Origin of the sequence: Bdellovibrio bacteriovorus, from assembly GCF_002208115.1 — a bacterium.
Lineage (GTDB): Bacteria > Bdellovibrionota > Bdellovibrionia > Bdellovibrionales > Bdellovibrionaceae > Bdellovibrio > Bdellovibrio bacteriovorus_C.
The window spans coordinates 761513-787715 of sequence record NZ_CP020946.1; the positions used below are offsets into that span (position 1 = coordinate 761513).

Sequence of the window (26203 nt, forward strand, 5' to 3'; positions counted from 1 at the left end):
GCCACGGTGAAACCACCTCAGTTTGAACTATTTGCATTTCAGCCGCGAAAGGTGTCCAGAGTTTGATCAAGGGACAATTAGGGCTCTTCTCATTTTGAAACAAGGCAAGCGCCCTGATTCCTTACACAGGATCTTGTCTCGGAATGGATCTGGGGATTGGCTATGGGTATGTCTTCAAGGAGGAAGAAATGAAGCTTCTAATGCTGTGGCTTTCAGTGTGTCTGTATGGGATCGGAGCAAACGCCGTCGTTGTCTGGGGACCTCCTACGACGATGGGGAAAGGGGAGGTGCGCACCTTCATTGAAACCACTGATTCGGGCGAGCCGCTTTCCATCGGATTGGCCTTTCCGAAAGAGGCCATGGAAGGGCTTTCTGAGCATGCCCCGGAGGTTTTTGTGGTGGCTCTGCCCTCGGCAATGGCGCTGCCTCCGTACAATCACGTGATGCTGGACTGGATGCCCCACGGGCATGATCCGGATTCAGTCTATGGTCGCCCGCATTTTGATTTTCACTTTTACATGATGAGCTCTGAAGACCGTCAGAAGATCACTTGCCTGGGGCCGGATGAGGCTGTGTGTATGAAGCAACCGTTGCGTGAGCTGATTCCGCCCTTCTATGTTCCGACGCCGGCGGGAGTTCCGCAGATGGGCTGGCACTGGGTGGATCCACGTTCGCCCGAATACAATGGGCAGCCTTTTACCAGCACGATGATCTATGGATTTTATAACGGAGAAATGAGCTTCATCGAGCCGATGATCACCAAAGAATTCATCCAGGCCACAACGTGGTTTGCCAGTCTGATTCCCGTCCCGGACAAGGTGATGATCAGCGGGCATTATCCGACGGCCTATTCGCTGGCTTATGATCCGTTTAAGAATCTGTATTATGTGAAACTGAAAAATCTGGTGAAAAAAGAAAAATGATCTAGAACACGCGCCCGCAGGCAGGGGCTTTCGGGCGGGCGATCAAAGTACGGCCCTTTTCCAGAGTGAAACGGTTTTGCGGGTGCTTATTCCATTGGATCTCGGCTTCAGTCGCCAGATCGCCATGAACGCGGGCATTTTCAAGGGCCGTATCAAGCATTGCCAGCCACAGCAGGGCTTTGTTGCGTTCCATGCTCCAGGCTTCAAAGGAAGCAGGCGCATAGGGCTTTCCAGCCATGGAAGAATCATAGTTTTTAAAGTAGTCAAAGATTCCCAAAGAGCCGACGGCTTTATGGGGTTTCACGGCAAAGTCAGTCTGATCATCGATCAGTATCGTGCGGGCCGGTACCGCTTCTGGCATCACCAGGCTTAGATTCTTTTTAAAGCGGGAAGGAAATGACAGTGTCTCATCCTGAGAAACCACCTGCAGGTGGTCTTTGGAAAACACGCGGTGAGCGATCTGCAGCAGGGATCTGCCGTCGGATAAATGCACTTGCGATAACAGGGTTTCGTTGCGGGATTTGGTGCCCCCGCTGAAGAATGAAATGCGCGCATCCGGGTGTCTTTGCATCAGGGCTTCAATCATTTCGGGCAGAAAATCAGTGTGGCGATAGGCTTTGTCCTCGACAACGCGAATTTGTCTGTCGCCTTTATGATCGTCAGGATTTTTGATGCTGTAGAAGGTTGTCCAGTCGATATCAAAAACAATATCAAATCCGGGGGAGGGGCTTTGCGCCCGGGCCTGCGGCTGGAAACTCAAAATCAGAATGAGAATTGCCAGCCACAGTTTCATGAAGTTCCTTAGAATACAACAGTCACAGAGCCATAGACGATGGACGTGTCTTCGTCCATAAGGTCGATATTGGAATCAGTTCCGTTCGGCTTCAAAGTCGAACCGCTGTTGGTGTGACCCACTGCAATCGAGAACGTAGGATTGATTTCATAACCGATTTCCTGAGAGAAATCGAAAGAATCACGCATCACACGCTGGTAAGACCAGGTGTTCATATGCACGAAGTCCGCAGACAGGGAAATGCCGTTGGCAAAAGAGTAAGCAAAGGACAAACCCTGGTTCGATGAGTATTCTGTGTTCACAGATCCATCCAGAGCCGTTTCATACTGGTGGAAGTTGCGGTTGAAGCCCAGAGTCGCCGTGATATCCAGTCCCGAAATGAGATAGTCCGGATTGACAATGAAAGTCGTTCCCGCCGTCAGGGCCGTGATCATATTCTGTCTTTTCTGAGCGTCTTTGGAAGTTGGCGCCACCATGCCCACGCGATAGTTCATGGACAGGCGTTTACCCACCTCGAACGGTGTTCGGTTCACACTGAAAGTGGTGTTGCTGAAAGAATCGTTTTGGGAGTCTTTCAAGTCCTGCGCATAACCACCCTGAACGCGGGCGGTGAAAGTGTTGTTCAGTTTAAGGTTGAAGCGGGCCATATAGTCCATGGATTCCCCACGGGTGCCGTCTTGATAGTCGATCATATTGGTGGAATAGCTGGAATTGATAAAACCACTCCAGCGGCGGCCGTCCTTTTTCGGGGCTTGCATCACGGATGTTGCTGATGTCACAGAAGCATTGTTGGCAAGCGCGGGCGCTGCCATCAGAGCACTGATCAGAAATCCAAGAACAGGACGAATAGCAAAAGACATAGGCCACCTCAGAACCATTACAACTGCGAATCGGGTGCCATTGAAATCCGACCTGAGCTGCAATAAGACCCTAGTTGACTGTCCAAGGTTTGGTCACCGGGCCAATTCCGGCTTCCTTAAGCTTACGCACAGGGCATTGACAGAAAAGCCCCGGCTCGTAAGGATGTTGGGCGTGTCTACAAAAACTCGCGACCATATCATGATTTATTCCGACGGAGCTTGCTCCGGCAATCCCGGCCCTGGGGGCTGGGGCAGTGTGATTCTTTACCCTGACAATCAGGTGCAGGAGCTGGGGGATGGTGAAAAATCCACCACCAACAACCGCATGGAGATGACGGCCGCCCTTGAGGCCTTGAAGGCCGTAGCGCACTTCAAGGTGCCAGTGCGTTTTTATACGGACTCCACCTATCTGATTCGTGGGATCACCCAGTGGGTGCATGGTTGGCGTCGTCGCGGCTGGAAAACTGCTGAAGGTGGCGAAGTTTCCAATCAGGATATCTGGGAAGAGCTGTCCCATGTCGTTGCTGCCCGTGGGGCACAAGGCAAGATCGAATGGCACTATTCCCGCGGTCACGTGGGAATACCTGGGAATGAGCGCTGCGACCGTATTGCGGTGGCGTTTTCCAAGAACGACTATGTGTCTTTGTACTCTGGGAGTTTGGATCAATATCCCTACGATCTGTTGCAGGTTCCTGCTGACACCAGCCTTCCAGAAATGAAGGGCCCTGGTGAAAAGAAGAAAGAAGCCTTTAGTTACCTGAGCAACCTGGGGGGCTTGGTTTACCGTCATCGCAACTGGCCTTCTTGTCAGAAGCGCGTGAGTGGGCAGTCCGGAGCGAAGTTTAAAAAAGCCACCTCGGCCGCTGAAGAAATCGAGATTCTGAAGTCCTGGGGTTTAAGTCCCAGCACAGTTATCAAGGAAGGATAAGCACCTATGGAAATCACCAACCGTCATGTCCTGATCACCGGAGCCAGTCGTGGAATCGGTCGTGCCTTTGCAAAAATCTGTGCCGAAGACAAAGCCCATTTGCATCTGGTGCTCAGAAAAAAAGACGACGAAGTGATCAAGGAATTTGACTCCCTGGGTGCCAAGTCCGTGAACATCTGGGAAGCAGACCTGTCGACCCGTGAAGGCGTTGAGCATCTGCTGGAGCAAATCAAAGATGTACCGGTGGATATCCTTTTCAACAATGCCGGTGTATTGACCGGTGGTCTGATTGAAGAACAGCCGATCAATGACGTATACAAGATGCTGCAGGTGAATGTGAATGCGCTGGTGCATCTGACCCAAGGGGTGCTGCCAGGCATGCTGAAAAGAAAACGCGGAAAGATCATCAATAATTCCAGCGTCTCTGCGTATATGAACTTCCCGTGCGCTTCGACCTATGCAGCAAGCAAGGCGGCCGTGATGGCTTTCACCAACTGCATCCGTCTGGAGCTGAAAGACACCGGCGTCAGCACGTTGCTGCTGATCACCCCGGGAATCAAAACCCGCATGTTTGATGAAATCGAAACTTTGTATTCCAAAAACTTTGTGATTCCATCGGAATCAATGACTCCGGGGAAGTATGCCGAAGTCATCCGCGAAGCGGTTTTGCATGATCTGGAAGTGGTGGAGCCATCCGGTTTGACGGGGGTGGGCTTGAAGATCGCAAAGCTTGCGAAGCCCCTGTTTGAAATGGAAGTCATGCGCCGGTTCAAGCGCTCTTAAAACTAAAAAGCCCGCTTTCACAGCGGGCTTTTTTTATTTTGAAGATTTGTAGCTTAAAGTTCCTGAACCCACCGGACCGGTGATGGTCAGCTTCTGGTCCTTGCCCTCGATGGAAATCATCGGAACCGGGAATGTGAAGGTGTAAGGGGTTGAGAAGCGGTTGTGAATCGGGTACAGACCCTGGATTTCAGCCAGCGGCAGCTTGATTCTTGTGGCTTTGCCTTCGAAGCGGCGGCCGTCCACATCCAGGAAGATTCTCCACACAGTGTCAGCTTTGTACAGATCGTCGTTCTTTCTTTCTGGTGTAAAGAAGGTCACAAAGAATTCAGACTGTTTGGAAAGACGCTGTTCAAACTTCGCCTTTTCTTCCGCGTATTTTTCTTCCGTCCACTGATACAGGCGCATGCTCTGATCCAGTTGTGCGGCAGCGACTTTGGAATTCAACTGAATACCTTCAACATCCAGCACGTTGTAAAAGCCGTTGTAGGTGCGAAGTTTGTCCGAGTTGTCTTCCAGAACTTGCATGTATTCGTCAGAGGTGCGCAGGGTGCGACCGGACGGAGTCACTTCATAAGTGGAAGCGCAGGCGGACAGGATTGTGACAGTGGCCAAGGCCAGAAAATATCTCATTACTTAGACTCCAAAAAACCGTCGAGGAACTTTTTGATATCCGCATACACGGTCTGGCGGATCGTATCGTTGATCAATTCATGCTTGCCGCCCGGATAGACGTAAAGCTCTTTTTCTGTGGTGCCAAGATGTTCGTACAACGCTTTGGCTGCCGCCGTGCTGATCACCGGATCGGCATCAGACACAATCACCAATGCGGGTTTTTTCAGCTGATTCGCACGAGGGTTGACGAATTCAAAGGATTCCAGGAAGCCCAGAAAAGCGCCGGGTGAAACACGCGTGTGGCGAAGAGCATCCTGTTCGTATTCACGGATCACATCTGGATCGCGTGTCAGCATGTCGTTGGAAAGCTCATTTCCCATGGTGATCTGTGGCAGAAGCTTGTTCAGAATGCCAGCGCCTTTGGCTTTGAACGCCGGAACCGGAACTGTCAAACCCAGCAGCGGAGCACTGATGACCATCGCCGTGCAGTCGATATCGGAATTTTGCAGCAGGGTTTTTAGCTGAATCAATCCACCCATGGAATGGCAGTACAAGATCACCGGGCCTTTTTTGACCTTTTCATCTTTCATCACCATGTCGAGGAAGATTTTGTAGTCCTTGCAGTAATCGTCAAATTCCGCCACGTAACCGCGGCGTCCGTCCGAGCGGCCGTGACCGCGCAAATCCCAGCCGTAAAAACTCCATTTGTCGTTTTCAAAAGCTTTGATCAGTCGGTGATAGGATTCCGAATGTTCGCCATGGCCATGCGTGATGATCACGGTGCCGCGCGCTTCGGGATTGTCCCAAATCTGGAAGAAAAGTTTGATGTCTTGGTAGCCCTTAAAGAAGCCTTCAGATCGTTTGTACATACTGTCTTAGCTTGCCGTGCCCGTTTAAAGCGGGCAAGTCAATTCAGGCCTCGAACCACGATTGTATCGTGGGCGGTCTTGCTCTTTTCCGGATAGTCGAGATTGTAATGGATACCTCTGGACTCATGTCTGCGCAGAGCGCACTCCACCGACAGGTCGGCCACAATCGCGATATTACGAAGTTCCAGAATGTCCGGGTGGATCTTCATGTTCGAATAATATTCTTTGGTCTCTGAAAGAATGTTTTTCAGACGGTGCTGGGCGCGTTCCAGACGTTTGTTAGAGCGGACAATCCCCATATAGTTCCACATCAGGCGGCGAATCTCGTCCCACATGTGGTTGATCACGATCATCTCATCGTCGTTGGATTCCTGAGGATGAGTCCAGGCTTTCGGCTCCTTGTCCGTCAGCCTGTAGGTGTCCCAGTGCTTTTTGATTTCCTCAGCGCAGTTGTGAGCCGTGGTCAGGCATTCCAGTAACGAGTTGCTGGCCAGACGGTTGGCGCCGTGCAGACCTGTGCAGGCAGTTTCGCCAATGGCCCACAAGCCTGTGATGTCCGTGCGACCTGAAACATCTGTCAAAACACCACCGCACAAATAGTGCGCTGCCGGCACCACCGGGATCGGTTGGGTGCTCATGTCGATGCCAAATTCCATGCACTTGTTGAAAATAGTCGGGAAGCGCTGCTTGAGGAATTCACGATCCAGTTTGGTCATGTCCAGATACACACAGTCAGCACCGGTTTTTTTCATTTCATTATCAATCGAACGAGCCACCACATCGCGCGGAGCCAGTGAGCCCAGTTCATGATACTTGCGCATGAAGGCTTGACCCTTGCTGTCGATCAGCTCGCCACCTTCGCCGCGCAAAGCTTCCGAGATCAGGAAGTTGCGGGATTCGCGGTGATACAGGCACGTCGGGTGGAACTGCATGAATTCCAGATTGGCGATGCGGGCGCCCACTCGGTACGCCATCGCGATGCCGTCGCCGGTCGCGCCACCCCAGTTGGAAGTGTAAAGATAAACCTTGCCCGCGCCCCCGGTGGCCAGAGCGGTGTTTTTTGCTATAAAAGTATGCACCTCTCCGGTGTCTTTGCTAAGGGCGTAACAGCCGATGCAGGTCACCGGATCCATGTCCGCAGGGTCGACCTCTTTGTTCACGATCAGGTCGATGGCGTAGTACTTTTCCATCAGGATGATGTTCGGATTTTCGCGAACTCTTGCCAGAAGAGTGCGATGGATCTCTAAACCGGTTTGGTCCTCGAAGTGAAGAATGCGCCTTTTGCTGTGTCCGCCTTCGCGCGTCAAATCCACTTCGTTGGTTTCTTCAGAGCCTCGTCTGCGGACGTCAAAATGAACGCCCCAGTTTGTTAAATCTTTAATGCGATCAGGGGCTTGCTCTACATAATCTCGGACGACAGTTTCTTTGCAAAGACCGGCTCCGGCGGTCAAAGTGTCCTGCACGTGGGACTCAAAACTGTCTTCTTCCGACATCACCGCAGAGATTCCACCTTGAGCCATGGCCGAGTTCGTTCCACCGGCGCTTTCTTTGGCCAGCACGATCACTTTTCCATTTTCCGAGAGCTTCAGAGCCAAAGCCAAGCCAGCAGTGCCAGAGCCGATAATCAAAATGTCGCAGCGGTGAGTACTCATAGTGGGGATCTTCTACCCCTTTTAGTGGCATTTGCAAAGGACTCTTGCTTGATTCTTACCAGTTTCTAAAACTACAATAAAATCAAAGGTATCTCGCTCTTGGAAGAGCGTGGAGAAGTTACAGGAAGGAACTGCCTCAATGAAAGTTAAACTCATCGTCGTTCTGATTGCGGTGGCGGCTGTTTTCATCAGCGCTGTCTTGTGGCGGACGGACAGTTTTGTCTATGGGGACCGTATGAGTTGGGTCGAAGCGCAGACCCGCACCCAACTGGGTGCCATCAACCATTCATTGACGGTGGAATTGAAATCCCTGCAGCGCCTGGTTTCTGGTTTGAATTCGGAAAGTTTCCAAAAAGGAAAAATGAACTGGAGCTCCATGGCTCCGTATTATGCGGTGGCCGCTTTTTCTGTGCGTGGCAACGAGCTCGATCCGCAGGCCCTTGCTGTTCGTGAAAATTCCAAAGCCGCGAACTGGAACAAAGAATTCGTCAAGGCCGCTATCGGCAACATCGGTGCGCGCGGCAATGACATGAGATTTTATGTGAAGCCGTTCCAGGATTCCCAGCGCGGTCGTTACGTGGCGCTGGTGTTTTTGGAAGGCACGCGCGCTTATGCTTTGATCGGTTCCGGTGAAACCTTCCAGTCCCTGATCGACGCGCAAAAAGGTTCGTTGAGCGCATTTTCAATTGTGACGGCCACGGGCCTGACGGTGGGCCACTCGGTGCCGGAATATCTGGGCACGGTGATGCGCGATGATCCTGTCTTCCGTGAAGCGCAAAAAAGCGGATCCTCCCACGGCAGTTCTGTTTTCAAGCTGGCTTCCGGTCAGGATCTTTACGGCATGTTTGAAATGATCCCGCAAAGCAATCTGTATGTGCTCAGCTCCGCTCCGCTGAAAGAGGCGATGAAGGGGCGCACCGGATTGTGGTGGCAGTTCCTGCTTCTGGGGGCGGGTCTGGTGCTGGTGGGTGCGGCTGCTGCATTATGGGTGATTTCACCTGCGGAAAAAGAAATTGAAACCTTGGAAACCCAACTGGCAGAAGCGAAGGCAAAACCGGCACCGGCTCCGGTGGTCGAAAAAGTCATCGCGCAAGATCCAGAGATCGCGCACAAAGAGCGTCTGGATGCTTCGATGCGTGTGGCTTCGGCGCTGGCGCATGAAATGCGCGGGCCGTTGGCTTCCATTCTGGGCTATTCGCAGATCATTCTTTCCAAAACTCCGGAAGCGGAAGTTGTGCAAAGCACGGATTCCATTCTGCGTGAAACCCGCGCGGCACGTTCGGTCCTGGACAAGCTTCTGGGATATGCCGGCGAAGAAGTGAAAGAAAAAAATGCCATGCGTGTTGAAGGTCCGCTGGTGCGCGCCCTGAAGCAACTGGACACGCTGTTTGCGCAAAAAGGCGTGAAGATCACCAAAGACATTCAGGACACTCACGCGAAAGATCTGGATGTGGACGGCGTGACGCGCGCAATGGTGAACATCATGACCAACTCGGTGGAAGCGATGGAGCGTATGGCGAAAAAGGAAATCAAGGTTTCCCTGTACGAATCCGAAAGCGGAACCCATCTGGACATCGAGGACTGTGGCGAGGGCATTGAACCTGCGAACATCGAAAAGATTTTTGATCCGTTCTTCACAACCCGTTCGTTCCAGAATCACATGGGGCTGGGTTTGTCGGTGGCCTTCGGAATTCTGAAAGAGCACAACGCCGATGTGAAAGTGGAATCCCAGCGCGGGCAGGGCACGAAAGTGATGATCCTGTTCAAGAAAACCATGGGTCTTGCGGTGATGAAAGCGCCGGTGGCGCCAAAGCAGGAGGAGGAAGAAGTGATTGTGATGAAAGAACTGCCTCGCCTGAAAGAAGAGTCCCCGGAGCGCGCCGAAGCCGAAGCGAACTTTGTCGCGGCAACCACGGTGCAGCCGGAGCCTGCGGCATCCCCGCTGGATGTGAACATCGACAACCTGCTGGAAGAGCTGCCTGAGGTGGTGCCTGCCAAAGTCGAGCCGGTGGCGGCAACGGAACCGGTGATGGTTAAAAAGATCGTTAAGAAAACGGTGAAAAAGAAATCCCAGCCTGCCAGCGATGAACTGACCTTCATTGACGGCTTCATGGGTGAAGAGGTCGAGGAGGAAGTTGAAGTGGAAGAGGAAATTCTTGTGGCGGCCGATCAGGCCGAGGCTTCCGCTGAAACTGTTGTCGCTGCGGCGACAGAGCCCGTGACCAACACGGCGATTCCGGTGGAGCACGCTGCCGGCGCCAGCCTTGCTGATATGGATGATGAACTGACTCCGGTGAATTTTATCGTTCCGCCGAAAATGGCTGCGACGAAAAAAGAATCCAAGCTCGACGGATATCATGTTGAAATTCGCCGCCCTGGAAAGAGGATTTAATTGAACATTCGCGATTACAGTTCTCAGTTTACGGTTTTTGTTTTCACCACGGATGTGGATCTGGGGGCGTCGGCGAAAGTGTATCTTTCACAAGCCGGCTATGATGCCTATTTCTTCCAGGATCCTGAAACGCTGGAACAAAGACTGAAAGAGAACGCCCCGCATATTCTGGTGTTTTCCACAGCGGCCCTGGCGGGTTCGCTGAGTGATTTTGTCAGCATCGTACAGGGGATCAACGACGAGATCCGCTTTATTGCGGTCAGCTCGATTTCCCAGTTCGATATTCTGGCCCAGTACAACAGCCACGGTTTTGTGGATGTGATTTCGGACGATGCCGCAGCCCTTGAGTCCCGCGTGGTGTGGGCGGTGGACCGTGCCTGTGAAAAACTTTATCTGACCTATCAGAACGAACAGTTGTTTGATGATTTGAAATCCACCGAATCACGCATGGAAGAAGTCCACGCCGCGGCGGTGAAAAGCATGAAGCAGGCGGAAGCTGAAAAAGCTCCGCCGGTTTCCATTTCAACCCGCATCGGCGAATACCGTTCTGCGCAAAGCAAAGAGGATCTGATCCAGAAGTATCTGAATCAGTTGCCGGGCAGTCTTTGTGTGTTCTTTAAATTCCTGCCTTCAGTTCGTTCGTTTGTGGCAACCCATGCCAGTGGCATTCCGGGTTCTGACATTCAGGGCGTCGGCGTGCAGTTGGAATCCAATGACATGAAAGAGCTGAGCTCGCAAATGGCTGTCGGATTGCTGCCTCCGCGCTTTACCGAAATGCTGGTGGAAGCCTTCCACTTCAGCCCGCCGAAAGCTTTGCCGCTGTATGCGCACAACGCTTTGGAAGGTGTGTTTGTTTATTCCGGCCAACTGCCGGCTGAAGAAGTTGCACGCATGAACGAAGAGTTCACGCTGTTGTCGCTTTGTTATTCGCACTTTTCTCTGGAAAAGAAAGTCGATTCCCTGGAAGTGCAGGACTTCGTCACTGAGGTTTATAACCGCAACTATTACCAGAAAGTTCTGGGCGATGAAGTATCCCGGGCCCGCCGCCTGAAGCAGCCTTTGTCGGTTGTTAAAATCTCGATGGATGATTTTTATGAGATTGAATCATCTTTGGGTGAAGCGGTGAGAGATGAGTTGCTAAAAGCTGTGGCAACCATCATCACTAAGACCAGCCGAACCAATGATGTCACCTGCCGCACGGGGGTGAATGAGCTGGCGATGATCCTTCCGCACTGCCCGAAAAAGGGTGCGGCTTTGCGCGCGGAACGTCTGCGCCGGATCATCGAAGGCACGTCGTTCATGGATAATGGCATGAAGGTGTCCATCAGCCTGGGTGTCAGTGAGTATCCTTCCTTGTGTGATTCCGCCAAGTCTTTGGATGAATCCGCAACCAAGGCTTTGCTTCACATCAATGACAAGGGTGGAAATAAAATTTGTTTGTTCAAGGCTCCGGAAACCCACAAGCCTGAATTTGAAGTGACAGCGGAATAGAGACTGAGAATGGAAATGTACCGTCGCACGTTTGCGGAAATTAATCTGGATCATCTGAAGCACAACATCCAAGTGCTGCAGAAGGCCTTTCCGCAAACCCCTTTTCTGTGTCCCATGGTCAAGGCCAATGCCTATGGCCACGGGGATGTGCAGTTGGCGCGTTTCCTGGAAGCTCTGGGCATCAAACATCTGGGTGTGTGCCTGATTGAAGAAGGCCTGCTGCTTCGTCGCTCGGGTGTGAGCGCAGAAATTCTGGTCTTCCGCGGTTTCGATCGCGAAGGGGCGGAAAAAATCATCGAATACAACATGACACCGGTGGTGAGTTCCTGGGAGCAGATCGATCATCTGGAGGCTGTAGCTTCAGACCCGGTGGGAATTCACCTGAAGTTTGACACCGGTATGAACCGTCTGGGATTCCGGCCCGAAGAAGCGCAAAAACTTTTCGATCGTCTGTGGCAGAACAAAAAAATCCGATTGAAAGCCCTGGTGACTCATCTGTTTAACGGTGAAGACGCCACGGATTCTCAAGGGATCAGTGCCCGCCAGTTGCGCGATTTGAATCGTGTCAGCACGGTGTTTAAGCCATTTAATATTTTCTGCCACGCTTTGAATTCAGCCGGGATCATGAGCGCCCTGCAGATGAAAGACGCCGGAAACACATCGGCGGATCATCCGTTGTTCATGCAAAACTGGGGGCTGCGTCCGGGGCTGATGATCTACGGTTACAACCCACTGGGGGCGAAGAACTTCGGGGGGCTAAAGCCGGTGATGAGCCTGAAATCTCATGTGGCCACCTACAGACAGCTTCACATCGGTGAAACTGTTTCTTATGGCGGCACGTGGACGGCAAAACAGGAGTCTGTCATTGCGGTGGTCCCGATTGGATATGCGGATGGTTATCATCGCATTTTATCCAATCAGTCTTCTGTGGTTTTTGCAGGCAAAAGAGTTCCTCTTGTCGGAAACATCTGCATGGATTATCTGATGCTGGATGTGACTGAAGTGGTGCGCGGCAGGGATCTGAAGGACTTTAAGGATCAGGAAGTGACTTTGTTCGGATTTGCTTCCGATGGCAGTTTCCTGTCTCCGGAAGAACTGGCGGTTCAGGCCAAAAGTATCACCTGGGAAATGCTGACCAGTGTGGGCGAGCGCGTGCCGCGTATTTACTCCGGCGTGGATGTCGGATTTGTGTTTGATGAAAGCAGAGGCCAACGATGACCCTGTCGCAAAAACTGTATAAACTGATTGCCGGGCTCGGTCGGTACTTTATGGGCACCATCTCGGATCTGATTTCCTCGACGGGAAAGATCATCATTTTCTTCAATGAAAGTATGCGCCTTATTTTCGCCAAACCCTCGCGTTTTGCCGAAATCATCCGTCACATGGAATTCATCGGAAACCAGTCCATCGGGATTATTTGCCTGACCGGTGGTTTTACGGGGCTGGCTTTATCCCTTCAATTGTATCTGGGTTTTAAACTGTTTAACGCGGTCAACATGGTGGGACCGACGGTGGCGTTGGGTATCACTCGTGAATTGGGTCCGGTATTGACGGGTCTGATCGTGGCTGCGCGGGCTGGGGGTGCCATGGCGGCTCGCCTGGGCACCATGCGTGTGAACGAGCAGATCGATGCCCTGGATGTCATGGGTGTGAACACCAAGCAATATCTGGTGTCACCGCGTCTGGTGGCGGCCTTCATCTGCATGCCGTTGCTGGTGGCGGTCTTTGACTTTATTGCGATGCTGGGAAGCTGGTTCCTGTGTGTGAAAATGGTGGGTTTGGACGAAGCGGTCTTCTGGCAAAAGATCGCCGACTTTATTGAAATCCGTCACATCAACGAGGGGCTTTTGAAGGGGATGATCTTCGGAATCTACTTTGCCCTGATGTGCACCTATCGCGGATTTAACACCACGGGCGGCGCCAAGGGGGTGGGTGAAGCCACCAATCAGGGTGTCGTGCAAAGCATGGTCGGTATTATCATTCTGGATTATTTTGCGACCAACCTGATCCGTCTGTTCTACAGTCTTGTGGGGATTACATAATGGCGATTGAATCAGCAATTTCACTGCGTGATGTGAAAAAGTCCTTCGATGGCGGGCATGAGTTCGTTCTGAAAGGCATCAATCTGGAAATTCCCAAAGGAAGTCTGACGGCAATCATCGGTTTTTCCGGCACAGGAAAAAGCGTGATGCTGAAACACTTGCTGGGACTTTTCAAACCCACTTCGGGAACCATCGAAGTGTTGGGTACAGATCTGTCCACGTTGAATCCGGATCAACTGACGAAGTTCCGCTGTAACTTCGGGGTGCTTTTCCAGTCTGCGGCCTTATTTGATGATATGACCGTTCTGGAAAACGTCTGCTTCCCCCTGCAGGAACACCGCCGGGATCTGAAGCCGGCCCAAGTCCTTCGTATAGCCGAAGAAAAGCTGCATCAGGTAGGTTTGGAGTCCAAACATTACCATAAACTTCCGAGTCAAATCAGTGGTGGTATGCAGAAGAGAACTGGTCTGGCGCGAGCTCTCGCCCTAGATCCAGAAATTCTGATCTATGACGAGCCGACCACGGGTTTAGATCCCATTCTGACAGAAATGGTGGATAATTTGATCCTGAGTACCCATAAGTTAAAAAAGGGTGTGACTTCAATCATGGTATCGCATGATTTGTCCGCTGCGTTTAGGATTGCCGACCACATCGCGATGTTGGATAGTGGGCGGGTTTTGTTATTTGGTACTCCAGAGGATTTCTTCAACACGGATATTGAACTGGTGAAGAGATTTGTGAATAAAGGGATGAAACATCAATGAATTGGCTTCGCGCTGCAGAATTTAAAGTCGGATTAATGGTGATTGTGGTGGGTTCACTCATCGCGGTCATGTCTATGCAGGTCAGCGACGATCCATCTTATCTTGGTCGTTCCAAAAAAGCCTGGTTCCTTCTTCCCAATGCTGGTGGTCTGGTTAAAAACTCCGCCGTTCGTTCCGCCGGTATCCCGGTGGGTGTTATTAAGGACATTCGTTTGCAGGACGGCATGGCCCGCATCGATATCACTATCAAATCTGAAGTGCCGCTGACGACGTCCGCATCTGTAGAAATCAAAGCTCAGGGCATTTTGGGTGACAAGCACATCGAAGTATACCCAGGTTCACCCACGGATCCTCCGTTGGAAGATAACGCCCAGATCCTGTCCATTAAAGACGGGGCGGGTATGGAAAACCTGATGGCTCAGGTTTCTGATGTGGCAAGCTCCCTGAAAGAAGTGGCAAAAAACCTGAAAGAAGCGACTTCTGAAGACGGCACCCGTGCCCACGTTCTGGGCCGTATCGTTAAAAACATCGAGACACTGACCGGTGATCTGGCGCAAATGACCACCGAGAACAAGGACAAGATCGGCGATATCGTGGATGACATTCACGGCATCACCGCGAACCTTCAGGAAGTCATGAACGACAAAAGCGACTCGGGCCTGAAAGAGACCTGGAAGAAGCTGTCCAACACAGTTAAAAACCTGGATGACATCACCACCCGTATCAACAAGGGTGAAGGTGCTTTGGGTAAACTTATCAGTGATGAACAAACTTCCGAAAACCTGACCTCGGCGATCGATGGTCTGGGGGGAATGCTGGACACTGCCAACCGCATTCAAACAGCGTTTGAGTTCCGCGGCGAGTATCTGAATGAGGTCGGCGCGACCAAGTCTTATATTGGTGTGCAGATCCAGCCGGGTCTGGATCGTTACTATTATATCGGTGTGGTGGATGACCCTGCCGGTGTGGTGGAAACGACGAAAACTGAAGTCACCGGTCCGGGGGCGGGTGATGTTGGGCCGGGTTCTTACACCGAAAAGAAAACCTACAGCAACAAGATCAAGTTCACTGTTTTGTTTGCAAAGAATTTCTGGGATCTGACTCTTAAAGGGGGTCTGATCGAAAACAACGGCGGTTTCGGTATCGATTACTACTTCTTCCGCCGCAAGCTGAAGTTCACGGCTGAAGCCTTCCAGTTCAGCGAAACCAACGTGCGCAGCAGTCTGACTTACAACCTGTATCGCGGTATCTTTATTACCGGTGGTATCAACGATGCCTTCGATCAGCAGGGGGCACGTTCCAGCTATCTGGGTGCGGGTTTGTTCCTGACGAACGACGATCTTAAACTTCTTCTAACCAAGGCACCTTTTTAAACTATGAGCGGTGACAACGTGATGAGCAGCACAGAAAAGAACTGGTTGGTGAAATCCTCCACAAGGATTCTGGGCCCCTTCACTCTGGCTGAAGTCACTGAACAATTGCGCTCTAAGCAGGTGTCCATCATCGATGAGGTTCGTCAGCCGGAAGGCCGCTGGAGCTACATCCGTGAAAACAAACTGTTCATGGATATCGTCAAGAATATCCGTGAAGAACAGGATTCCCACTCTGAACAAACCATGACCCAGTCGATTGCTCATCACACGATGACAAGGACTGATGTCTTGCCAGTGACCGATGATCTGACGCCGACCCCGGTGCCACATCTGGATCTGACCCCGCCACCGATTCGCGACATCAAGGATGTGACTCCGGTGGTGCAGACTCCGGCGAACCGTGCCTCGGTGAATGCAACCGCTGCCAAAAGCTATGGCGCGACTGGCGACACCCGTTTGCAGGGTAAAATCCGTGAAAAATCCAATCTTATGCGCTGGGGAATGCTGGCGGCGGCCGTGGCCGTGGCAGGTGTGGTGTTCTTCACACTTTCCCAGAAAGACAAGAATAAATCCCTGGGTTATGAAGAGCTGATGAGCCAGGCTTTGCGCTACAAATCCCTGGGGTTGTACGAAAGATCCCTGGAATCTTATCAGCGCGCTTCCAAGCTGAAAGAGCCGGATGCCGAAGCCCAGGTGCAGATGGCAACCGTGCTGATTTCTGAAGACCGTCAAAGTCTGATGGGCCGCCGTATTCTGGAGCGTGCTTTGGTTCAGGAAAACCGCAGCCGCAGCGAAATCGTCGATGCTTATTTGGGGATTGCCGTGTCCTATATGATGGACGGGGACCTGAAACAAGCTGAAGACACTTTGCAAAAAGCCATCGGGCATGAGCCGTTTAATATTTCTGCTCTTTTGAATCTGGCAATCATCCAGTTAAAAAAAGGGAATTACGGCGAAGCGATGCGTGACTTTGATTCCATCTATCGCAAAAACCCGGGTTCTGTTCTGGCGCTGTTTGGTAAAGCGATGGCCTCGGTGGAATACGCCAAGTCCGTCAACGATCTGACTTTCCTGAACCAACTGGTGGGCGATATCAAAGCCAATATCCAGAAGACCGGTTATCTTCGTCAGGAACTTTTGCTGTTCCTGGTGTACGCGCAAAGTTTGATGGGGGACGTGGACGGGGTGAATCGTGCCGTTGTGCAGTTCCTGGCAGAAATGCCGGGACAGGCCCGCAACTACATCCATCCTTTGCAGGTTGAATGGCGTTTCACCCAGTGGGACTATCTGGAAAAATATTGTGCAGAAGCATTTAAAAAACAATCCCCGCATGCCGAACTGAAAGCGTTGCGTTCCGTGTGTCTGATGGAAGTCAACCGTGACTCGGATGCCGCGAAGATTCTGCAAGAGGCGTTGGCGGAAGCTCCAAAAGATCCGTATGTTCTGGTGACTCAGGCCAGTTATCTTTCCAAAGTGGGGCGTCTGCCGGAAGCTTTGGGAATTCTGAAAATGCCGGAGCTGTCCCAGATTTCTGTAAAAAACTTATTGATGGGTGACATCTGCATCATCACGCAGGATGTGAATTGTGCCCAGACTGCTTATACTCATATCTATAGCACTGACAAACGAAGTGCGCCGACGTTGTATGGTTTGGCGTGGGTGATGGTGAAGAGCAACAACCGTCCTATGGCTTACGACTATGTTCGCGCTGGTTTGCAGGCAGAACCAAACTATCTGCCACTTCTGGAGTTGAGGGATCAACTGGAGTCTGAGTAATGAAACGTTCCGTCCAGGCCGCAAGCATCTGGATGTTTCTTTTGCTGGGAGCCTGCACGAAGGAGCCCGGTTATCACGTGGCAGATTATCAGGAAATCAAGTTCGAGGATGTTCCTGAGGAAATCAAAATTCCCACCAAGGCCTGGGACCTTTTGGAGTTTAAACCCGCTGCCGACGGCCATGGGCCCGCAGTGGGTAAAAACCTGATCTTTTCTGAACTGACTGTTTATCTGGTCGAAAAAAATCCTGGTGTGGTTGAAGGTGAAGCCATCAAGATCCAGCTTCCGCGCGGCGGGGGCACGATTGACCTTTCACGCTTTATCACCGACCGCCGGGGCACTTTCTATGTGGGCTTTGATTTTCCGGAATTCACTGATGCCACGGGCAAGAAAGTGTTGTTCTTGAGCAAGGCGCGCAAGCGCCGTCTGGGCAGCGAGGTCTTCGGGGCCGGCTGTAACCAGTACTTTGATATTACGGATGAATTCTTCAAGAAAATGAAGGCCGAAGGACTGAAGGTCAACAGCACCCAGGACAGATATTTGAGTGTGCTAGGGGGAAGCTTCCTGTTCGCGGCGGAAAAAGGGACGGATGTTCATCTGGCCCAGGTTCGATTCACCAACTCTCAACAGCCCCAATTCTTCTGCGAGGAGCGCTGATGGAAAAACAAACTGTCCAAAGTCTTCAGGATAAAAGCAATGTCGACGCTCTTTTCCTGGTGAAGGAAAAGAATGTTTCTGTCGGTAAAAACGGCCGTCCTTTTATGGGTCTGCAATTGGGTGATGCCACGGGCACCATCGATGCACGTCTGTGGGACCGAGTGGACGAACTGGCTCGCGAATTTGAAATTGGCGATATTCTGAAAGTGAAGGGTCTGGTTCAGATCTTTCAAAATCGCAAGCAACTGATCGTGCATCGTCTGGAACGGGTCGAGTCTTCGACGGTGGACATGGCGGAATTCATTCCGGCCACGGCCCGCAATGCCGAAGACATGATGGCCGAACTGACTCAGCTTGTGCGTTCAATGAAAAACGATTATCTGCGCCAGTTGGTGACCGACACCTTGGAAGATCCCGAGATTCGTCCCATGGTGCTGCGTGCGCCGGCCGCGAAAAGCATTCACCACGCGTGGATGGGCGGCCTGTTGGAGCATATTCTTTCCATCTGCAAAATTATGGACTTCATGGGGACGCACTATCCGTTCCTGAATCGTGACCTGCTTTTGTTCGGTGCGATTTTCCATGATATCGGCAAGGTTTGGGAGTTGTCGTATGACAATGGAATTTCTTACACCGATCGTGGCCGTTTGATCGGGCACATGCAGATCGCGTGCGAGCTGATAGACAAGAAGTCCTCACGTATCCTGGGTTTTTCCGAAGAACTGCGTGACATCTGCAAGCACATTATCTTAAGTCATCATGGCAAACTGGAGTACGGATCGCCCAAGCGTCCGAAGTTCCTCGAAGCGATGGTGGTGGCCATGGTGGATGATTTCGACAGCAAGGTTGCCACAGTGAAGACCCTGATGGATAACGAGCGCGGTTCCGGAGAAAAGTGGTCCCGCTATAGCGAACTGTTTGATCGCTATTTCCTGCTCGATGATATGAACGAGAAATACTAGAAAAGAAGCACGATGATTAGCGGCATTTTGGAATTCCTGCGCACCTATAAGAACTACGACCCGGCGGCAAAATCCCTGTGGGAGATCGCTTTGCTGTATCCGGGGCCCAAAGCCGTGGCTTTGCATCGGATTGCTCATGAACTTTATGGGATGAAATTGTTTTTCCTGGCCCGACTGGTGGCCGAGATTTCCCGTTGGCTGACCGGCATTGAGATTCATCCCGGCGCCACTCTGGGAAAACGCCTGGTGATCGATCATGGCTTCGGTGTCGTGATCGGGGAAACCGCCGTCATTGGTGATGACTGCATCATCTTTCACGGTGTGACTTTGGGTGGATTGAAATTTGATCCTGTGAAACGTCATCCAACGGTTGGCAACAAAGTGCTGATCGGAACTGGCGCCAAGATTCTGGGACCTATCACTATCGGTGATGGAGCCCTTGTGGGCGCCAATGCCGTGGTGATTCGCGACGTGCCGGCCGGGGCGACGATGGTGGGGCCGGTTTCAACTCAGAGGTAGCATGAAAACGCTGGAACAATGGTTTGCCGAATACAGTGAAAGTCATCAGCATCCCGTCAACCAGCGCCTGCACAAAGTCTGCGTGCCCTTGATCTTCTTTTCTATCGTTGGAATGCTTCTGCAAATCCCTGTTGAACTGGGGCCGATCAAGCTCGGAGAGCTGTTGATTGCCGTGGCTTTGGGTTGGTACATGACCCTGGGTCCCCGGGTTTTTCTGGTAATGTTGGGCCAATTGGTTCTGAGTTATGCTTTGGTTTACGTATTAAGTCTGTGGGTGTCACCGATCTGGCCCTTGGTCCTGATCTTCGTTTTGGCGTGGGTGGGACAGTTTTATGGGCACCACCTTGAAGGTAAAAAACCATCTTTTTTCAAAGACTTACAGTATCTACTGATCGGACCCTTGTGGGTGGTCCGTGGCCTGTTTTGAGTGCCAAGATATTCTCATCCTGTTTTCATGACTCAAGCTTCATATTAAATGGTTCGCTTGCCGCCGTGCGTTTCTGAGATACTAAGGGTGATCTTAATCTAGGCGAAAGGAGTTCGGCTATGAAGCAGACAGAACAAATCCAGACGGTGCCAACTTCGACTCCGCACCAGGAAAGCAACGGAACAGTTGCTCCGGTACGCAAGAGAAGAAGTCGCAGACGTCTCAGCGGTTGGTAAGCCCAACCGCCACAGCCGGTGAACAAGGCCCATCCGAATAAGCGGCTGAACCTTTTTGACCGGCTTTTTTTAAAGCTCCCATTTCGGGGGCTTTTTTTTATTCATTTTCAGTTGGCACTTCAGTTCGTTTTCAATCTCATCTTCTTTTCAATCCGCTTTCCTCACGTTTTCATTCGCGCTTGTTTTCAATGAAATGCTGTTCTTTCACTCAGGGTGCTTTTAAATCGTCTGACGACATTGAAGGATGAAATAATCTATGAACAGACAAGGTAAAACGCCACGTTTTAAAAGACAGAGAAGACTTTTGACCGAACTTCCCGGTATGGGGAAGGCGGGCGCTCTTGAAAGACGCCCTTATCCTCCAGGTCAGCACGGCTTGCAACGCCGAAAGTACTCTGAATTCGCTTTGCAACTTGAGGAAAAACAAAAGCTGAGATTCCACTATGGTCTGCGCGAGGAGCAGTTCCGTCGTTTGATCAATAAAGCCAAAAAATCCAAAGCCACCAACTGGGTTGAAGCTTTGGTGAACTTGCTTGAAAAACGCCTGGACAACGTCGTATTCCGCCTGGGCTTCGCTGGCAGCATCCCGGCAGCAAGACAGTTGGTATCTCATGGCAAGGTTCTTGTGAACGGCAAGAAAGTGAACATCGGTTCGCAAATTATCAAGGTTGGCGACAAGATCACTTTGAAAGATGAAGCGTACCAAAATCAGGTTTACATGGCTGCGAAACAGGCTCCACGTCTGCCTTTGCCATCATTCATGGCTAAAGAAGACGTCGCAGGCAAAGAACAAGGCCGTTTGACTGATGAACCGAATCTTGAGGCCGTTCCATTTGCCTTCGAGCCGGGTTTGGTCATCGGTTACTACTCAATGAGGGGCTAATGAAAACGACGAAGTTCATCGAAGCAGAGCAAATTGCTTTCGAAGAAGTAGCTGAAAACTGGGTCTCCGTAAAATTCGGGGATGAGAAGTTCGTGATCGACGTGGATACTCTGTTCGATCTGTCCTTCCGCTGTGCTTCTTTCCTGGCACAAGTCGAAGCCAAGGAAGAAGAACAGGCCGCAATGCAAGGCACCTGTGTCTGCGAAGGCGTTCCTGCAGAAGCTAAAGTACACTAAGAAAAAGGCCTCGAAAGAGGCCTTTTTTTTTGCCCAAAATCCAAAGCCATCCAGGCTCCGCTGGCACCGTGATTGCTCCCTCCCTTATGAGAATCATTTGAGATGATTCAGAGTCGTTATATTGGAGGCCACATGCCCTTGTTTCGCCCATTTTTGTCGTTTGTTCTGGGGTTGGTCACCATCCTTTCTGTGGCTCAGGCCCAAGCCCGTCCCCAAAGTGCTCTGGATGTGATGACCTTTGAGGATGAATTCACCTGCAACGACAAGTTTCCTCATCATTCCTTCTGCGAGGCTGTGGAGTTCCGCCCCTGGTCTGAGGCCGAAAAACAGATCGTCGGGGAGTATCTGGCCAACATCAACGATCCCCGTCTGGGGCACCTGCTGGAAGTGATCAAAAGCAAAGGCATCACCAAAATTCACCGCGTGGGGTACGGTGCCACCTGGTACAACAATATTTCCAAGCGTCGGGCCGAGTTCGTGCGCAGCAGGGACAAAGCTTTGTTGTGGGTCAATCCGGTCACCAATGTGATTGGTTTCTCGGACTCATTCTTTACCGGCACATCTTTCATGGATCCTCACGCGAAAGTGGATCGCAAACAGATCAATGTCTTCCACGAACTGGTGCATGTCTTTGATGTGGCTTTGGGGCATATCTCTACCTCGCAGGAATTCTATGACAGCGTGGGCTGGCACTGGGACGGCAAGGAGCATGTGATTGGTGGCGTGGACTATCATCAGTCGCAGTTGGACTTTAAAAATATTCTGGCGTTGGTGGGAAACAAACAAAGTGCGCGGGCTTATGCTCAAGACCGCGAACTGGGAATTCAGTATGGATTCCCGACAGTGTATTCCATGACCAACACTCATGAATCCTTCGCAGAGATCATTTCCTATTACATCTTCGATCCCACGGCGAAAGACTATCTTTCCCCCAAGATTCAAGCATATGTAAAATCAGTCCTCAAAGAAGACTGACGCAAAGCTTCGGAAAAAGTAAGCAGGTACCTTTTAGTGGCGGCGGCGGCCTTTGGCTTCCGGGACGCCATCGGCGGGGTCTTCGGGCCATTGGTGTTTCGGGTATTTGATGCGCAGTTCTTTGCGCACTTCCGGGTAACCATTCTTCCAGAAACTTTCCAGATTTGAAGTCACCTGCACCGGGCGGAAATTCGGCCCCAGCAAATGCAATGTGATCGGAATCGTCTGTTTATAGACTTTCGGTGTATGCATCAGGCCGAAGACTTCCTGAATGCGCACTTCCAGGTATGGTGGTTTGTCGGACGGATAAATCACGCGGATTTTGCTGCCGCTGGGAACTTCAATGCGGTCGGGGATTTCCCGGCGCAGGGTGTTTGCGGTTTCTGGTGGCAGGACACTTTCAAAGAAGAAACATAGGTCCTTTTCCATCACAGTCTGCATTTTGCTTTCGCCCATGCAGGCTTGCGTGAAGGCTTCGACCTTCATTTTTTCGATATCAAGATTCAGGTCCTCTTGCTGCTGCAGGAACTGCAGGCGCTCCCACCAGTGGGACAGGGCTTCGTTGGTTTTTAAAACCAGATCAAACTTGTCGGCCAGAATCTGTGGCAGTTTTTCAGCGACTTCGGTTGCTGAAGCCGGACTCAGTGATGGCTCTTCCAAAGGCAGGCCGTACAGGGACCGGTATTCGCGAGTGAAAAATTGTCCCTTTTCCTCGACGAAGGACACATCACGAATTTTGACGATGTCATCGCGGAAAAGATCCAGCACGAAATCTTTTTCAGCACCGCATGCAAGGCTTACCATGGTTTCTGCGTCGGAACTGCCTTCCACTCCATTCAGAGCGGCAAAGAATTCAGAATTTTTCACCAGAGTTTCATTTTGCAGCTTCACTCCGCGACCGCCCACCATCAGGGCGCGTTCGGACTTGCCACGGCGGCGGCACAGGCGGTCAGCGTAAGCTGTCAGCAGAATTTTTTTAGTTAAAGCCAACTGCTGATCTTTTTTTAGCGCTGCTGCCGGAGCTTCTGAAGATTTTTGCAGGCGCTTGGCCAGTTCCTGAATCTGGCGAGCCGCCTGATCCACAGTTTGCAACGAGAAGTAGGCACTGCCCGCTGGGGCTTTCTTGCTTTGGCGGAACTGATGCAACACCTCCAGGCGCGCACTCAGGTCGCATTCCAGATTGTCCCCCAGGAAGGAAGCGACGGATTCACGTCTGAGGATGTCACGCTCTTGCAGCAAGGCGGCCATCTCTGACGCCAATTCAATGGCGCCCAGATCCATTCCCACCAGCATCAGCTTTGCCAGACGCACGGGCAGTGGGAAGTGCAGGATCTTGCGACCCAAAGCTGTGATTTTGTTGTTGTCGTCCACGGCGCCGGAAATGCGCAGGTATCGAAGGGCATTTTCAATGGCCACTTTCTGAGGTTTTTCAAACCAGCTGAAAGAATCAAAATCAGTGACACCTTGAGCACTTAAGAACAACAAACTTTCTGTCAGGTCCACGCGCTGGATTTCAGCCACTTCGCTTTTACCGAAGGACAGCTCATCCATTTTATTCCACATGCGATATGCGACACCCGGGAATTGACGGGCGGCCCGGCCGGAACGCTGAATGGCGCTGGACAGACTGATACGTCCCAGCTCCAGGCGGGAAAACCCGGTGCGGTGATCCTGCTTCATGTTTTTGGCAAGACCTGAATCGATAACCGTGTTCACGCCGTCAATGGTGACCGAGGATTCCGCAATATTGGTGGAAAGGATCACCCGTTGCTGGGAGGTCTTTTTCAAGGCACGTCGCTGGTCTTCCAGATTCAAGGACCCATGCAGTGGGACCAGTTCGATGTTTTTGCTGTCAGCCCAGCTTTGCAAAGCATCTTTGGCGCGGTCAATTTCACCCACGCCCGGCAAGAACACCAGAATGTCGTGACGGGTTTGCAGTTGGGCGTCTTTCACAGTTTGCGCGACGGCATCAAAGAACTGCGGAAAGGTTTGCAGTTGCTGAGATCCCTTTTGATAGCGCACGTCCAGCTCAAACAATTTTCCCGGCACACTGACAATCGGGCAGTCGCCCAGATAGCTGGCGATTTTTTCGGCTTCCAGGGTCGCGGACATCACCAGTATTTTGATATCACGGCCCAGCTCCTGCAATTCACGCAAAAGTCCCAAAGCCAGATCCACGTGCATGGAGCGTTCATGGAATTCATCCAGAATCACCAGTTCGACTTCGGATAGTTCCGGGTCGTCGATCATCTGGCGGGCCAGCAGTGCTTCGGTCATAAAAACCAAACGCGTCTTATTCGAAGTTTTATTGGCAAAGCGAACTTGATAGCCGATCTCTTCACCTACCTGCCAGCCTTGTTCTTCGGCGATGCGGTGGGCAGCAGCGATGGCCGCCATACGGCGCGGTTCAAGCACGATGACTTTTTTGGAAGTTACCTGCAGCAGGGCCGGAGGCAGACGGGTGGTCTTACCGGCACCCGGCGCTGCGGTGATGACAAGATTCTGGCCATTTTTCAGAAGGCTCTGAATCTCGGGGACGAAACTGTCAATTGGAAGCAGCAGTTCCTGGTTCATCAATCAGACCGGATACACCAGCAGCATGAATTCTGCCTTGTCGGCTTTCAGGCCGCCGATCAGTTTGTCGATTGAGCCCTCCAGAACGATCTCTTCTTCCTGGGACAGATTCATGGTCAGCAGGAAGCGACGTTGAGCAAAATGCTCTTTCATGTCGTTCAGGGTTTTTTTCAGGCGGTAAGGAGTGTCCATCAGAATGATGGCGCGCTTTTCTTTGGTCAGTTCTTTTAAAGCACGCGCACGAGCTTCGTTTTCAGCCGGCAAGAAGCCGCGAAACACGAACTCATCAATGCGCTGACCGCTTAAAGACAGCAATCCCATCAGGGCTGAAGCGCCCAGAACGGATTTTACCGGTACGTTTTTCTGGCGGCACAGGCGCACCAGATCCGCTCCCGGATCGCAGAACCCTGGCGTTCCACAGTCAGAAACCAGAGCCACGGTCTTTTCCGCACACAGCGGAACCAGCGCGGCTTTGTCTTCAGGGGTGGAATGCTCATCCAGAACTTCGTAGGATTTACCCGTAATGCCATGGGCACGCAGAAGCTTTGACGCTTCTTTCGTGCTTTCGCAAATCACCACGTCGCAGTTTTTCAGAATTTCAAGGGCGCGCAGGGAAATTTCGCTGACATCGCCAATCGGGGTGGCCACCACGTAAAGCATCAGGACTCCTTCTGATTCAGCAGAAAATTCATGATACGCGGAAGGTCCGCGGGCGGCTCGGCTTTTCCGGCATGGGTGCTTTCAAAGAAGATCATCTGTACTTTTGGACAGTGCTGCGCCAGCAGATGCAGATTCACCGGTTCATTTTCAAAGAAATAAATCGCCTCGTAATTCTTTTTCTCGGCATCCAAGAACCAGTCCGTTTTGAATTTCGCGTCGTCCATACTGCGATGAGGTTTCAACACCAGCTTGGCTTTTTCATTCAAAGGGAATCCCCATTGTGCAATGACTTCGCCTGAGCTTCCGCCCATGCGTTCGACGTCCCGGCCGGTCAGATATACAACATCAGCACCGGCATCGGAAACGGCGTTCACAAATTCCACGGCTCCGTCATAAGGTGCATCGAACTGCAAATAGTGGTTCGAGAAAAAGCTTTTCTGCCAGTAGGCTTTCACGGCCTCTTGGAACTCAGGATGATGCCCGTCCAGTCCGGCGCGGGTCAGGGCTCCCACGATGCCCCAGTCGGTTCTCAGGGTCTTGATGTTCTTTAGCAACGCCACTTGCTCAGGGAATTTTTTTTGATTCAATGGCGAAGCCGCGAAATCCAGAAGGATTCTTTCAAGGCGGGGACTGACATCAAATAAAGTGGAGTCGAGGTCGAAAACAGCAAGGCTGGTTTTGCCCTGTTTTGTGAGGTCCTGAATATTAACAAGAATCTGTTCCAGCATAGGGGCCATCTAGCCATACAAGTCCAGTGAAATCAAAGACTTTTCTTGCCCGTGCTTGGGGGTTTTCTATAATGATTTTGGGAGGCAAA

The 26203-nt window shown here is 51.6% G+C and carries 25 protein-coding genes; 17 read left to right on the top strand and 8 right to left on the bottom strand.

Translation table 11 applies throughout. The annotated features are described in order from the left end of the window. Positions 1-188: 188 nt before the first annotated feature. Entirely contained in the window at positions 189-923 is a 735-nt protein-coding gene (locus B9G79_RS03705; protein ID WP_232469115.1) for a DUF5602 domain-containing protein, read from the top strand. 1 nt (position 924) lies between these two features. Here the strand turns inward: B9G79_RS03705 and B9G79_RS03710 are convergent, their stop codons facing one another. Together B9G79_RS03710 and B9G79_RS03715 are read right to left on the bottom strand one after the other, a co-directional pair. Continuing rightward, a complete protein-coding gene (locus B9G79_RS03710; protein ID WP_088564355.1) occupies positions 925-1716 on the bottom strand; it encodes a hypothetical protein in 792 nt (263 codons plus the stop codon). 8 nt (positions 1717-1724) lie between these two features. Beyond that, positions 1725-2576 (bottom strand): hypothetical protein, encoded by an 852-nt coding sequence (locus B9G79_RS03715; RefSeq protein ID WP_088564356.1) that lies wholly within the window; start codon positions 2574-2576, stop codon positions 1725-1727. Between the two features lie 163 nt (positions 2577-2739). Between B9G79_RS03715 and rnhA the strand changes: the two genes are divergently transcribed. Both rnhA and B9G79_RS03725 read left to right on the top strand, forming a co-directional pair. Continuing rightward, positions 2740-3504 (top strand): ribonuclease HI, encoded by a 765-nt coding sequence (gene rnhA, locus B9G79_RS03720; RefSeq protein ID WP_232469117.1) that lies wholly within the window; start codon positions 2740-2742, stop codon positions 3502-3504. Between the two features lie 6 nt (positions 3505-3510). Continuing rightward, entirely contained in the window at positions 3511-4287 is a 777-nt protein-coding gene (locus B9G79_RS03725) for an SDR family NAD(P)-dependent oxidoreductase (RefSeq protein WP_088564357.1), read from the top strand. A 33-nt stretch (positions 4288-4320) separates the two neighbouring features. Here the strand turns inward: B9G79_RS03725 and B9G79_RS03730 are convergent, their stop codons facing one another. From B9G79_RS03730 to nadB, 3 genes are read right to left on the bottom strand one after another with little or no spacing between them, the layout of a single operon-like run. Continuing rightward, entirely contained in the window at positions 4321-4917 is a 597-nt protein-coding gene (locus B9G79_RS03730) for a hypothetical protein (protein WP_088564358.1), read from the bottom strand. After that, entirely contained in the window at positions 4917-5768 is an 852-nt protein-coding gene (locus B9G79_RS03735) for an alpha/beta hydrolase (RefSeq protein WP_088564359.1), read from the bottom strand. The genes B9G79_RS03730 and B9G79_RS03735 overlap by 1 nt, the downstream gene beginning before the upstream one ends. Before the next feature lie 38 nt (positions 5769-5806). Next, on the bottom strand, positions 5807-7420 hold the full coding sequence (gene nadB, locus B9G79_RS03740) for an L-aspartate oxidase (protein ID WP_088564360.1): 1614 nt from the start codon (positions 7418-7420) through the stop codon (positions 5807-5809). A 139-nt stretch (positions 7421-7559) separates the two neighbouring features. Between nadB and B9G79_RS03745 the strand changes: the two genes are divergently transcribed. The 14 genes from B9G79_RS03745 to B9G79_RS03810 all read left to right on the top strand — a co-directional run bounded on the left by B9G79_RS03745 (position 7560) and on the right by B9G79_RS03810 (position 22152). Continuing rightward, entirely contained in the window at positions 7560-9812 is a 2253-nt protein-coding gene (locus B9G79_RS03745) for a sensor histidine kinase (protein ID WP_088564361.1), read from the top strand. Then, a complete protein-coding gene (locus B9G79_RS03750; RefSeq protein WP_088564362.1) occupies positions 9813-11303 on the top strand; it encodes a GGDEF domain-containing protein in 1491 nt (496 codons plus the stop codon). A 9-nt stretch (positions 11304-11312) separates the two neighbouring features. Further along, positions 11313-12521 (top strand): alanine racemase, encoded by a 1209-nt coding sequence (alr, locus tag B9G79_RS03755; RefSeq protein ID WP_088564363.1) that lies wholly within the window; start codon positions 11313-11315, stop codon positions 12519-12521. Next, positions 12518-13345 carry an MlaE family ABC transporter permease gene (locus B9G79_RS03760; protein ID WP_088564364.1) on the top strand — a complete coding sequence of 276 codons (828 nt, stop codon included), beginning with the start codon at positions 12518-12520 and terminating at the stop codon, positions 13343-13345. The genes alr and B9G79_RS03760 overlap by 4 nt, the downstream gene beginning before the upstream one ends. After that, positions 13345-14109: an ABC transporter ATP-binding protein gene (locus B9G79_RS03765; RefSeq protein ID WP_088564365.1), complete on the top strand. Its 765-nt coding sequence runs from the start codon at positions 13345-13347 to the stop codon at positions 14107-14109. The genes B9G79_RS03760 and B9G79_RS03765 overlap by 1 nt, the downstream gene beginning before the upstream one ends. Beyond that, the gene (locus B9G79_RS03770; protein WP_088564366.1) at positions 14106-15482 is read left to right on the top strand and encodes an MlaD family protein; all 1377 of its coding nucleotides are present in this window, start codon (positions 14106-14108) and stop codon (positions 15480-15482) included. Before B9G79_RS03765 ends, B9G79_RS03770 begins: the two co-directional genes overlap by 4 nt. A gap of 21 nt (positions 15483-15503) precedes the next feature. Next, positions 15504-17258 (top strand): tetratricopeptide repeat protein, encoded by a 1755-nt coding sequence (locus B9G79_RS03775; protein WP_232469119.1) that lies wholly within the window; start codon positions 15504-15506, stop codon positions 17256-17258. Beyond that, positions 17258-17914 (top strand): AhpC/TSA family protein, encoded by a 657-nt coding sequence (locus B9G79_RS03780; RefSeq protein WP_088564368.1) that lies wholly within the window; start codon positions 17258-17260, stop codon positions 17912-17914. The genes B9G79_RS03775 and B9G79_RS03780 overlap by 1 nt, the downstream gene beginning before the upstream one ends. Continuing rightward, positions 17914-18876, top strand: coding sequence for a 3'-5' exoribonuclease YhaM family protein (locus B9G79_RS03785; RefSeq protein ID WP_088564369.1), 963 nt, complete (start codon positions 17914-17916; stop codon positions 18874-18876). The genes B9G79_RS03780 and B9G79_RS03785 overlap by 1 nt, the downstream gene beginning before the upstream one ends. 12 nt (positions 18877-18888) lie before the next feature. Beyond that, complete coding sequence (gene cysE, locus B9G79_RS03790) at positions 18889-19395, top strand: serine O-acetyltransferase (RefSeq protein ID WP_088564370.1); 507 nt, start codon at positions 18889-18891, stop codon at positions 19393-19395. 1 nt (position 19396) lies between these two features. Continuing rightward, positions 19397-19822: an Mpo1 family 2-hydroxy fatty acid dioxygenase gene (locus B9G79_RS03795; RefSeq protein WP_088564371.1), complete on the top strand. Its 426-nt coding sequence runs from the start codon at positions 19397-19399 to the stop codon at positions 19820-19822. A 492-nt stretch (positions 19823-20314) separates the two neighbouring features. After that, positions 20315-20941, top strand: coding sequence for a 30S ribosomal protein S4 (gene rpsD / locus B9G79_RS03800; protein WP_088564372.1), 627 nt, complete (start codon positions 20315-20317; stop codon positions 20939-20941). Continuing rightward, positions 20941-21177 (top strand): hypothetical protein, encoded by a 237-nt coding sequence (locus tag B9G79_RS03805; RefSeq protein WP_088564373.1) that lies wholly within the window; start codon positions 20941-20943, stop codon positions 21175-21177. The genes rpsD and B9G79_RS03805 overlap by 1 nt, the downstream gene beginning before the upstream one ends. Before the next feature lie 132 nt (positions 21178-21309). Continuing rightward, positions 21310-22152 carry a hypothetical protein gene (locus B9G79_RS03810; RefSeq protein ID WP_232469121.1) on the top strand — a complete coding sequence of 281 codons (843 nt, stop codon included), beginning with the start codon at positions 21310-21312 and terminating at the stop codon, positions 22150-22152. 33 nt (positions 22153-22185) lie between these two features. Here B9G79_RS03810 and hrpB read toward each other — a convergent pair whose 3' ends face one another. Genes hrpB through B9G79_RS03825 form a run of 3 tightly spaced genes read right to left on the bottom strand, consistent with a single transcriptional unit; the run spans position 22186 to position 26114 of the window. Further along, the gene (hrpB, locus tag B9G79_RS03815) at positions 22186-24726 is read right to left on the bottom strand and encodes an ATP-dependent helicase HrpB (protein ID WP_088564374.1); all 2541 of its coding nucleotides are present in this window, start codon (positions 24724-24726) and stop codon (positions 22186-22188) included. A 3-nt stretch (positions 24727-24729) separates the two neighbouring features. Further along, positions 24730-25386, bottom strand: coding sequence for a 16S rRNA (cytidine(1402)-2'-O)-methyltransferase (gene rsmI, locus B9G79_RS03820; protein ID WP_088564375.1), 657 nt, complete (start codon positions 25384-25386; stop codon positions 24730-24732). After that, positions 25386-26114 carry an HAD family hydrolase gene (locus tag B9G79_RS03825; RefSeq protein WP_232469123.1) on the bottom strand — a complete coding sequence of 243 codons (729 nt, stop codon included), beginning with the start codon at positions 26112-26114 and terminating at the stop codon, positions 25386-25388. Before B9G79_RS03825 ends, rsmI begins: the two co-directional genes overlap by 1 nt. Between the last annotated feature and the right edge of the window lie 89 nt (positions 26115-26203).